Source organism: Gemmata sp., assembly GCF_051859125.1.
Lineage (GTDB): Bacteria > Planctomycetota > Planctomycetia > Gemmatales > Gemmataceae > Gemmata.
The window spans coordinates 1-10,552 of sequence record NZ_JBHYGG010000123.1 but is presented as its reverse complement, the minus strand read 5'-3'; the positions used below and the strand labels follow the sequence as shown (position 1 = coordinate 10,552).

The following is a 10,552-nucleotide window of genomic DNA, read 5'->3' as shown; positions in this document are numbered from 1 at the left end:
GGTGGTCCTCCCGATGATTCAACTTACGGAAGCTTCGAGAACCCGCGCTGTAGTGTTAGTGCTCTCAGTCAGTGGGCGGCCTGCCCGGCCGCGTAGTGTTGGTTCAGAGGTGACAGCGGGTCGGAACCGCGCGGCTTGGTGCCGGTGAACAACGGGTTACCGGACCGGGGGCGACGCGGGGCAGGCGGCACACCGCCCCGCTCAGCCGCGATCTGCCGGCCCTCCCCAGCCCGAGCCGCTTCCTGAGGCTGGTGCCGCCCGTACCCCCGCGGTCGCACGCCTTGACGGCACGAGCCCGCCGGGGTGCCGGGCCAGGAGTGTCGTGAGTTCGGCGGACATGTTGCCGATCGGGCGGAGCGCCTGCCCGCGGTCGATCAATGGTAAGCGCACGCGACGCTCTTGTACCGGCCCGGGTCGACGGCCAAAATGGTGTCCGTCGTCATCGCAAGCCTCCAGCACGTGAGTGGCGATCACCCCTCACACGAACGCACACAGCTCGCAACGATTCTTTCGGCCCCGGAGGGGCACCGCGGATGAAGGCCGTCTGGAAGCGAATCCACACCTGGCTCGACGAGAACGCCCCGGCGGGCCACGGTCGCCTCCGCTGCGGGGCCACCGCCGGGGCAATCCGGGCGGCCGAGGGGGCGATGGGGCTGAAGCTGCCGGCGGATGTTCGGGCGTCGTACCGCGTTCACGACGGGCAGGCCGACGAGCCGGGCCTGATCGGGGGCGAGGGGTGGTGCCTGATGACGCTGCAAGAGATGGTCACCTGGTGGCGGAAGTGGTCCGAGCACGCCCCGCGGTTTCGGAACTGCGTGCCGGTCGCGTGGGGCGGGCGGGGCGGGCGACTACGTCTTCCTCGACCTCGGCCCGGACGCCGAGAAGCCGGGCGGGGTGATCGTGCAGCGGAGCGACACCGGCGGCCCCGGCCCGGTCGCCCCGTCGTTCCGGCTGTGGCTGGAGGGCTTCGCCGACAAGTTGGAGGGCGACGAGTTCGCATACTCCGAGGCGGACGGCTGCCTCATGTACGCCGACGAGATCGACCTCGGCTGACGCCGGTCATGCAAGGGGTGGCCGCGCAGGCACCGAACCGGGCGCTGCAGTCGACGGCGGGGGGTATGTAGTGGGTCACGACCTGTCACGTCCAGGGCCACGCGCGCATTCGCACCGCCACGGGAACGGCCCGCGTGCCGCTCGTGCGCGTCTCGGCCGTTACCGCCCTTGGGCATGTCCGAACGGACTTGCTCGTCGCCGCCCGTGACCCCCACATCGGCGTGGGGGCCAACGGTCTCCTCGGGCTGGACGTCTTCCGGGGGCTCGTGCTCACGATCGACTTCGCCCGCGGCCGGGTGCGGCTCTCGCAACCGGGGTGGCGGCAGTTCTGGTAGCGGCCGCTACTTCGCCCAGCCCGGGGCGGCCTTGAACGACACCACGAGGTCGCCGGTCATCGTGTCGCACACGCGCACCTCGCCGTCGAACGCGCCGGACGCCACGCGGGTGCTCGCGGGGTGGATCGCCAGCGAGTAGACCCAGTCGGCGTGGCCGGCGAACTCGCGTACCAGCTTGCCGCTCGCGGCGTCGTGCTGCCGCACCAGCTTGTCGCCGCCGGCCGAGAACACCTGCCCGCCGCCGACCGCGAGCCCGAACGCCGGCTTCCCGGCCGCGTACTCGAGGTAGCGGGTGTGGCCGACGTTCTTGAAGCGCTCCTCCATGTCGGCGGCGCTGCCGTTCTCGTCGTGCGTCTTCACCGGGTTCCACGCCCGCACCGCGGACCCGCCGCCCACCGAGTACGCCGTGCCGGCCGCGTCGAACGCGACCCCGTACACCTCGAACTGCCCCGCGTGCGGCGCGTACTGCCGGCGGTGCCCGTTGAACGTCGTGAACAGCTTCCCCGTGGTGCCGTCGAGCACCTTCACCGTGCGGTCCTTGCTGCTCGTCGCGAGCCACTTGCCCCCGTGACTGTAGGCCACGCCGGTCACCCAGTCCGAGTGGAGCGACGACCGCCACACCTCCGCACCGCCGGCGGGGCTGTACCCGCGGGTCGTGCGGTCGGCGCTGCCCACCGCGACCGTCTTGCCGTCCGGGGCGAACGCGACGCAGAGCACGAGGTCGCCGAACGGCCCGAACACCCTCTCGCGTGCGCCGGTGGTCGCATCGACGAGTGCGGCATCGCCGTACTCGCCGACCGTGCCGCCGCCGACCAGGATCTTCTTGCCGTCGGGGGAGTACGCCAGGGCGTGGATGCGGGCCGGTTGGTGCGGGAGGCGGCGGAGGAGCTTGCCGGTCGCGGCGTCCCACACGGTCACCTCGTTCACACCGCCGACCGCGAGTTCCTTGCCGTCGGGCGAGAACGCGAGCGCGCACACCGGGGCCGGTCTCGCGTACTTCTCGGGCGCGGCCGGGTGCGTGCGCGGCGGCAGGATCGCCTTGAGCGCCGCCGTGCGGTTGCCGTCGAACGTGCCGCCGGCCGCGATCCACTTCTTCACCGCGACCACCTCGTCGGCGGTCAGCGGGTCGTCGCCCGGCGGCATGCGCTCCTTCGGGTCGGTCGCGACGAGCCGGCGGTACAACTCCGACTCATCGGGCTTACCGGGCACCACCGGCTTTGCGTCCGACGCGCCGGGCCTCAGCAGGTTCTCGAACGTATCGACCCGGTACTCGCCGCGGGCCTTCACGTCGCCGTGGCAACTCGCGCACCGCGACACCAGCACCGGCGCGACGTCGGGCAGGAACGCCGGTTCGGCGGCCCGAACCGGTGAAGCCGCGAGGAGTGCGAACGTGATGGTGAGGCGGTTCATGGCGGTGCTCGGTTCCGTGGGCCGCGGGCGGCGCGCCCGCTGCTTCGCATCGATCAGTGTTGCAGCAGGAACTCGCGGGTGTTCATCACGGCCCAGACGAGGTCGCGCACCGCGTCGGAGCGGTTCGCGCCGCGCTTCAGGTGGTCGAGCGCCTTCGTGCGTTCTGCTTCGGACGGGGCTCGGGAAAACGCGGCGAGCCAGAGGCGGTCCACGAGTTCGGCGTCGGCGAGCTTCCCGTAGCCGGCGGCGGCCGCGGTCAGCTTCCCGGCGACGAGCGGGCCGTTGAGCAGTTGCAGCGCCTGGTCGACCGTGGGCTCGTCGATCCGCTCGCACGCGCACGGGCTCTCGCGCTTCGGCTGCCCGAACGCCATCAGGAACGGCGACTGTTCCGGCGTGAGCCGCTGGGTCGCGTACTCGGCCCGGTCGCGGAGCTTCTTGAACGCCGCCTGCTTCCCCTTGTCGGTCGGTGCGGCGAGCGCGTCCTTCTCGGCCTTCGCGAGCGCCGCGGGCACCCCACCCGGCGGCGCGAGGCTACCGGTGGTGAACCCGATGGCGTCTTGCAACTGCTCGGCCGTCAGCCGGCGGATCGGGTAGTGCGAGAACAGCGCCTCGTCGTCCTCGTTGAACTTGTTCGTCGCGGTGGACCGCTGGTACGTCTGGCTGTTGCAGATCACCCGCACGACGTCCTTGCGGTCGAACCCGGACTTCTCGAACGCGGCGGCGAGCGCGTCGAGCAGGTCCGGGATCGCCGGCGGGTTCGACGAGCGGAAGTCGTCGACCGGGTGAACGATGCCGCGGCCGAACAGCCGCGCCCAGGTGCGGTTCACCTCGACGCGGGCGAAGTACGGGTTCCCGGGCTTCGTGAGCCAGTTCGCGAACGCCACGCGGCGGTCGGCCTTCGCGTCGCCCACCGCCCCGACACCGTAGGGCGCGAGGGTGCGGCCGCTCGTCGGGTGCGTCGTCTCGCCGGTGCCCGCGACCGACACGACCTTGCCGGCCTTCTTCACCCGAACGAACACCGCGGCGATGCTGTAGTAGTCGTCCTGGGTCCAGTTCTCGAACGGGTGGTTGTGGCACTTCGCGCAGTTCACCCGCGAGCCCATGAACAACTGCGCTGTCGTCTCGGCGAGGTCGGTGAGGTCCGGCGTCGCGAGGAAGTAGTTCGCGGCCGGCACCTTCGTTGCGTCGCCGCTCGCCGTGAGGATCTCGGTCGCGACCCTGTCGAACGGGGTGTTCTTGCGGTAGCCGTCGATGAGGAACTCGGCGAACAGTTCGGCCCGGCCCTCGGGGAGCGTCTTCGCGTTGACCCGCATCAGGTCGGCCGTTCGCAGCGCCCAGAACCGGGCGAACTCTTCGCTCTCCAGTAGCGCGTCGATCACCTTCGCGCGCTTGTCTTTGCTCGTGTCGGCGAGGAACGCCTTCGCGGCGTCGGCCGGGGGCAGCAGGCCCGTGAGGTCGAGGTGGACGCGGCGGAGGAACGTCGCGTCGTCGCACGCGCCCGACGGCATCACCTGCAACTGCTTGAGCTTCCCGTGAACGTGCTGATCCACGAAGTTCGTTTCCGGCACGCCCGGCCAGCGGAAGCCCTCGACGTCCTCGGTAACGGTAAAATGCACCGATTCGAGGTGGTTCAGGTAGCGGACCGAGACGGCACCCTGGCCGCGCTTCAGGCCGGTGACGAGCGCCGAGTCCGAGACGCTGAGAACCTCCTTGTGCGACACCTCGAACGATGCGAGGGCCGTCACGTCGCGGCTGGTGCCGTCGGCGAACCGGGCGGTGACGCTGAGTTGCTGGCCCAGGTGCGGGCTCTTCAGAATGCGGTTCGGTCCGGGGTGGACGACGAGCTTCACGCACGCGGCCTGCTTGTCGTCGTCGGTCCTCGCGCCCTCCGCGATCCAGGCGAGCAGCACCCGGTAGCCGAGGTCGGTTTTATTGAGCATCTTCCCGCCGACGTGCTGCACCCGCATGAGCGGCTTCTTCAGAAGCAGGCTCTCGGCCGGGGAGAACGCATCGACGCGGCGGTTCAGCCCGCCCCTGACGATACTCTCCTCGTCGATGAGCGGGTCGTACCCGAACAGCGACAGGTGGAACCCGCCCTTCCCCTCCGGCGACCCGTGGCACGAGCCGGCGTTGCACCCGTGCCGCGTCAGCACGGCGAGCGTCTCGGTGCGGAACCGCACCGGGTCCGGCTTCGTCTGGCCACTGACTTCAACCGGCACCTTCACGGTCTGCCCGCCGACCGCCACGGCGATCTCGGCCTTGCCGTCCTTCTTGGGGAACGCCACACCGCCCCGAACCTCGACCGCATCGCTCGACGGCGTGAACGCCGCTTCGCGCGTCAGGTCGCGGGTTTCGCCGTTCGCGAAGTGGCCAGTAACGACGAATTGAAAGGTCGCCCGCTTCGAGGCGAGCACGGCCGCCGGCGGGTACACGTCCAGGCGCACCGATGCATCGACGGGTGTGACGAGGTGCGAAACGAGCAGGAGCGTGAGGATCGTCATGGGGGTGGTCGTTCGTGTGGGGCCGCGTTCCGGGGTCGCCGCGTCACATGATCTCAGTAATCGGGTGCCCGTCCTTGCCCGGGTAGATGGGGCGGCCGGCCGGGGTGTGCAGCGGCTTCGTCGTGTCGATGCCGAGCTTCTCGTACAGCGTCGCGGCGTAGTCCTCGATCGTGTACGCCTTCGAGCTGACAATGTACCCGCCCTCGCGGTCGGTCTCGCCGACGACCTGCCCGCCGGGGACGCCGGCCCCCGCGAACGCGAAGCTGAACGCGTGGGTCCAGTGGTCGCGGCCCTTGCGGTCGTTGATCCGCGGGGTGCGGCCGAACTCGGTCACGAAGCACACGAGCGTCTCGGCCAGGAGCCCGCGCTGGTCCATGTCGTCGAGCAGCGCCGCGAGCGCCTGGTCGGTGCTCCCCATCATCGGCCACGTCTGGATGCCCCACCGCCCGGCCCCGGCCCCGCCGCCCTTGATCTTCGTGTCGCCCGTGGAATAGATGTGGTCGTGGTGGTCCCAGTTCATGTTGCTGCCGCCGGGGAACTCGCGGGCCGGGGGCTCGCGGCAGTCGATCGTCACGAACCGCACGCCCGACTCGATGAGCTTGCGGCCGAGCAGGTAGCACTGCCCGCGGTGGCCCAGCCCGTAGGCCTCGCGGACCTTCTGCGGCTCGCCCTTGAGGTCGAACGCCTTCCGCGTCGCCGGGTTGGTGAGCATGTCCTCGGCCTGGTCGCGCGTGCTCGTCAGCGTCTTCGCGTCGCGGGCCTTGTCGGCCCCGGGGACGCCGATGTCGAGGGTGCTGAGCAGGTCGGCGCGGTCCTTGAACCGTTCCGGGGCGATCCCGGCGAGCGCGAGGTTCGGCACGGTCCATGTCGGGTCGTGCGGCCGGCCGCCGGTCTTGAACACGCGGTGCTGCGGGGGGAGGAACCCGACGTGCGTGTTGTACTCCTGCTCGCTGGTGCCCGGGACCATGATGTACGGCGGCAGGTTGCGGGCCGCGCTGCCGAGCCGCGTCGAGACGACCGAGCCGATGTCCGGCATCTCCTCGGGGCCGCCCGGGGCCTCGCCGCTGAAGATGTACTGCGACCCCTTCGGGTGGCTGTTCCCGATCCCGGGCTTCGGCTGCGTCATGCACCGCACCACCGAGAGCTTATCGGCGTGCTTCGCGGTCCGCGTCAGCAGTTCCGTGAACCGCATCCCGGGGACGACGGTGTTAATCGTCGCGAACGGGGTGCGGTGCTCCGCGGGCGCGTCGGGCTTGGGGTCGAACGTGTCCATGTGCGACACCCCGCCCTGCTCGAACACGACGAGGACGGACTTCGCGGCGGCCCGCTTCCCGGCGGCGAGGGCCGGCTGCCACCCGGGCAGCGACACGAGCCCGCAGGCGCTCAGGCTCAAGAAATTGCGGCGGCTGACGCGCAGCGGTGTGTGTGGCATGTGCGGCTCAGCGAGGGGCGGTGCGGGCGGGGCTTCGGGCGGCAGTACCCATTATCCCGCACGACCGCCCCGAACCGGACAGCGATTCCGGGAGAATTGGGGGCCGCGATCGCGGGATCGCGGGAATGCCCACGTGTGGGGTTCGACATCGTCCCGCACCGCGCCCTGAACCACGGGGCATATTGTCCGACTTCAAATCGATCTGTACCCCGCTGGTGATCCCGGCGAGCTACCAGGGCTCCTTCTCGGTGGTGCCGGGGGGAACGCCCGGTTCGTGGAGTGGATCGCGTCCCGAAGGGGGCCGAGTGAGAGCCGGTACTGCTCGCCGAGCCGTACCCAGTCGGACAGGGCGAACGACGGCCGCACCCCGTACCACGCCTGGTCGTGTTCGGGCGCGTGCTCGTGGAACCAGACGCGGCACCGCAGGGCGTCATCGGAACGCCCTTGGTCGGAACGCCCTTGGTCGGAACGCCCTTGGTCGGCTGGGGCACGGGCGTCGTTCAGTTGCGAACTTACCGCACGACGCACCTCCCAGACCGGCATCACGGACGCGTCGGCAGCGTGCTCATGTGAAAGAGCCCCCACCCGTGGCCGTCGAGGTCGACGAAACTGTGCGTGTACATGAACCCGAAGTCTTCCGCCGTGTCGTGGGTCGTGCCGCCCGCGGCGACGGCCCGCGCGACGAGGTCGTCGACCTCCCGGCGGCTCTCGCAGCTGAGGTTGATCAGGACTTCCACGGCCAGGGTCGTGTCGCAGACGGCCTTGGGGGTGAACTCGCGGAACTTGGCGTGCGTGCCCAGCATGACGAAGGTGGTCTCGTTGATGACGACGCACGCGACCGAGTCGCCGGTGAACTGCGGGTTGAGGGGGTACCCGAGGGCCCGGTAAAAGGACACCGCCTTCGGCAGGTCGGCGACGGGGAGGTTGAGGAAGATCTGCTTGTTCATGGTCCGTTGTTTCCCGGTCGAATCCTGCGGTGCGTCGAACTCCCGAGCCGCCCAGAAGCCGGGCAGCGGGACGGTCCGGGCCGGTTCGGAGCTCCGGCTCCTCCCCGTTCGACGAACGGGGAGGAGTGAAATCGACAGCAGAGTGACTTTTTTTGGGGCAAGCGCGCGGAGTTGTGGTGATGTGGCTCCGCCCCTTGGCGCGCGACCGGGGCGGAGCATTGGGGGACACCACGGACGGGGACCCGTTACGCCGCGGTGGTCGCCTGCCGCACCCGGTGGCGTGATCGCGGCCCGATGTAGGGTCGGGTACAGCCGGGACGCGAGTCCGACCGCGACCGTGACCGCCATCGCCGCCACCAACCGGAGCACGGGCGTTCCTCCCCCCCCTCGGGTGTTGTCCCGGTTCGCGTACTTGTCGCGAAACGGTAGGGCGGGGCCACGGGACCGGCCCGGACCGGACCGGAGCTACTTCTGGCGCTTGAGGACCACGAGGCTCCGGCCCTGACCCGGCCGGGACTCGAACTCGGTCAGCCGCCGCTGCTCGTGCAGGCACAGCGTCAACTGGTCGGCCCCCCTCGGGGGCGTTCACGAACCGCCCCTCCTTCGTCTTTCCCCCGGAGAGGGAGCAGGCGTCGAGAGTGTCCTTGGAAACGGCGATCCCGACGGCGGTGCCCACGGCGTCCCCCTTCTCAGCATCACGGATGCGGGGTCGCGCCCTGTACCTCACCGCCGGGTTGTACGCCCTGTTCCTCGGGATGTGCGTGGCCGAACTGGTCGAGTGGCGGCGGCACCTCCTCGCCCGGGGGGAGCCATGACCACCCGCGGCCTGGTCGTGGGCAAGTTCTACCCGCCGCACCGCGGGCACAAGCACCTCATCGGCACCGCACTGGCGAACGCCGGCGAGGTCCACGTCGTGGTGTGCGAGCGGCCCGGGGAGGACCCGCCCGCGGCCCTGCGGGCCGGGTGGCTGAGGGAGATCCACCCGGCCGCCCGGGTGTGGGTGATCGACGACCGGTACGACGCGGGCGACTCGGCCGTGTGGGCGGAGAACTGCACCCGGCTGCTCGGGTTCGCCCCGGACGTGGTGTTCACGTCCGAGGACTACGGGGACCGGTTCGCGGCCTGCCTCGGGTGCCGGCACGTGCTGGTGGACCGGCCCCGGGTCGCGGTCCCGGTGTCCGGGACGGCGGTCCGGTCGGACCCGCTCGCCAACTGGGACTTCCTCGAGCCCCCGGTCCGCGGGTTCTACGCCCGGCGGGTCGTGCTGGTCGGGGCCGAGTCCACCGGGAAGTCGACCCTGGCGGCCGACCTGGCGGCGGCGCTCGGCACCGTGTGGGTGCCCGAGTACGGGCGGGAGTACTGGGAGGCGAAGGTGCGGAGGGGGGAGGCGAACGTGTGGCGGCCGGACGAGTTCGTGGCCATCGCCCGGGGGCAGTGCGGGCGGGAGGACGAGGCCGCCCGGCGGGCGAACCGGGTGCTGGTCTGCGACACGGACGCTTTCGCCACGCGGGTGTGGTTTCGCCGGTACATGGGCGGCTGGTCGGCCGAGGTGGACGCGGTGGCCCGAGGGCACCGCCGGCCGGACCTGTACCTGCTGACCGACATCGGCACCCCGTTCGAGCAGGACGGCACCCGGGACGAGCGACTCGCCGCGGCGTGCGCTGCCGTACGGGAGACCCTGGGCCGAGCGCCCGGCCGCGGATGCGGAGCGGTCGCTCCTCCGTCTGGGTGAGGTCCGGGGCAGATCCGCGACACAGGTGACGAGTGGTGGGTGCTCCGACAAGGGGTGCCCAAATTGATGCTGGGTACACCTGGTGTTCCGCCACACCTGAATTGGCATTTTGTAAGCTCTCCTCGCCCACCCCGCGAGGAGGTCTGTTGTGCCCCGTAAGCCCAAGTACGTTGTCCGCTTGGAAGCGGACCCGCGCCGCCAACTCGCCCGGATGGTGCGCTCGGGCGAGCACCCCGCCCGTGCCCTCACTCAAGCGCACATCCTGCTCAAAGCCGATGCGAGTGACGGCGCCCCGGCGTGGAGTGACGAGGCCATCGCGGCGGCCCTCGACTGCGGCACCCGGACCGGCGCGCGGGTCCGCAAGGCGTTCGCAGGGCGGCCTTGATGCGGCGGTCCGCCGCAAGAAGCCGACCGGGCGGCGGTACCGGAAGTTAGACGGCGCGCAAGAGGCCCGGCTCGTCGCGCTGGCGTGCTCCCCCGCGCCGGAGGGGCGGGCGGTGGACCCTGAAGCTGTTGGCCGACCGGCTGGTCGAGTTGGAGGTGGTGGAAGCCATCTCCGACGAGACGGTCCGGCGAACGCTTAAAAACACGAACTCAAGCCGTGGCTCAAGCAGCAGTGGGTGATCCCTCCGAAGGCGAACGCCCCGTTCGTCGCGGCCATGGAGGACGTGCTGGCGGTGTACCACCGGCCGCCCGACGACAGCCGCCCGGTGGTGTGCGTGGACGAGGGCGGCAAGCAGCTCACCGGCGACGCGCGCCCGCCCCAGCCGACACGGCCCCAGTCGCCGGCCAAAGAGGACCACGAGTACGTCCGGCACGGGGTCGCCAACCTGTTCGTGGCGTTCGAGCCGCTGGCCGGTTGGCGTCACGTCGAGGTGACCGCGCGGCGGACCAGCGCGGACTTCGCCCGGTTCCTGCGCCGGCTGGTGGACGAACAGTACCCGGATGCGGAGAAGGTGGTGCTGGTGCTCGACAACCTGTCCACGCACACCCCGGCGGCCCTGTACGAGGCGTTCGAGCCGGCCGAGGCCCGGCGCCTGTGCGAGCGCCTGGAGTGGCACCACACCCCAAAACACGGGTCGTGGCTGAATAGAGGTTCTTCACGATAGCGGTGGTTGTGGGTAGGATGCCAGCCCTTGCGC

8 protein-coding genes and 2 pseudogenes are annotated in these 10,552 nt (G+C 70.7%); 6 read left to right on the top strand and 4 right to left on the bottom strand.

Going from position 1 to position 10,552, the window contains the following annotated elements; all coding sequences use genetic code 11:
- Positions 1–377: 377 nt before the first annotated feature.
- The 3 genes and pseudogenes from ACTIGN_RS13155 to ACTIGN_RS13145 all read left to right on the top strand — a co-directional run.
- Positions 378–779, top strand: a pseudogene (locus ACTIGN_RS13155) (SMI1/KNR4 family protein); the annotation flags it as partial.
- 115 nt (positions 780–894) lie between these two features.
- Positions 895–1,053, top strand: coding sequence for a hypothetical protein (locus tag ACTIGN_RS13150; protein WP_439624491.1), 159 nt, complete (start codon positions 895–897; stop codon positions 1,051–1,053).
- Between the two features lie 134 nt (positions 1,054–1,187).
- Positions 1,188–1,388, top strand: coding sequence for a hypothetical protein (locus tag ACTIGN_RS13145; RefSeq protein WP_439624489.1), 201 nt, complete (start codon positions 1,188–1,190; stop codon positions 1,386–1,388).
- A 6-nt stretch (positions 1,389–1,394) separates the two neighbouring features.
- Here the strand turns inward: ACTIGN_RS13145 and ACTIGN_RS13140 are convergent, their stop codons facing one another.
- From ACTIGN_RS13140 to ACTIGN_RS13125, 4 genes are all read right to left on the bottom strand, one after another.
- The gene (locus ACTIGN_RS13140; RefSeq protein WP_439624487.1) at positions 1,395–2,798 is read right to left on the bottom strand and encodes a c-type cytochrome domain-containing protein; all 1,404 of its coding nucleotides are present in this window, start codon (positions 2,796–2,798) and stop codon (positions 1,395–1,397) included.
- Between the two features lie 53 nt (positions 2,799–2,851).
- Positions 2,852–5,299: a DUF1553 domain-containing protein gene (locus ACTIGN_RS13135; RefSeq protein ID WP_439624485.1), complete on the bottom strand. Its 2,448-nt coding sequence runs from the start codon at positions 5,297–5,299 to the stop codon at positions 2,852–2,854.
- Positions 5,300–5,342: 43 nt separating this feature from the next.
- Positions 5,343–6,731: a DUF1501 domain-containing protein gene (locus tag ACTIGN_RS13130; protein WP_439624484.1), complete on the bottom strand. Its 1,389-nt coding sequence runs from the start codon at positions 6,729–6,731 to the stop codon at positions 5,343–5,345.
- Positions 6,732–7,273: 542 nt separating this feature from the next.
- Positions 7,274–7,678, bottom strand: coding sequence for a VOC family protein (locus ACTIGN_RS13125; protein ID WP_439624482.1), 405 nt, complete (start codon positions 7,676–7,678; stop codon positions 7,274–7,276).
- A gap of 811 nt (positions 7,679–8,489) precedes the next feature.
- Here ACTIGN_RS13125 and ACTIGN_RS13120 point away from each other — a divergent pair.
- The 3 genes and pseudogenes from ACTIGN_RS13120 to ACTIGN_RS13110 form a co-directional block, all read left to right on the top strand.
- Positions 8,490–9,410 (top strand): AAA family ATPase, encoded by a 921-nt coding sequence (locus ACTIGN_RS13120; RefSeq protein WP_439624480.1) that lies wholly within the window; start codon positions 8,490–8,492, stop codon positions 9,408–9,410.
- A 148-nt stretch (positions 9,411–9,558) separates the two neighbouring features.
- On the top strand, positions 9,559–9,795 hold the full coding sequence (locus ACTIGN_RS13115; RefSeq protein ID WP_439624478.1) for a hypothetical protein: 237 nt from the start codon (positions 9,559–9,561) through the stop codon (positions 9,793–9,795).
- A gap of 211 nt (positions 9,796–10,006) precedes the next feature.
- Positions 10,007–10,519 (top strand): annotated as a pseudogene (locus tag ACTIGN_RS13110) (IS630 family transposase); the annotation flags it as partial.
- Positions 10,520–10,552: the final 33 nt, after the last annotated feature.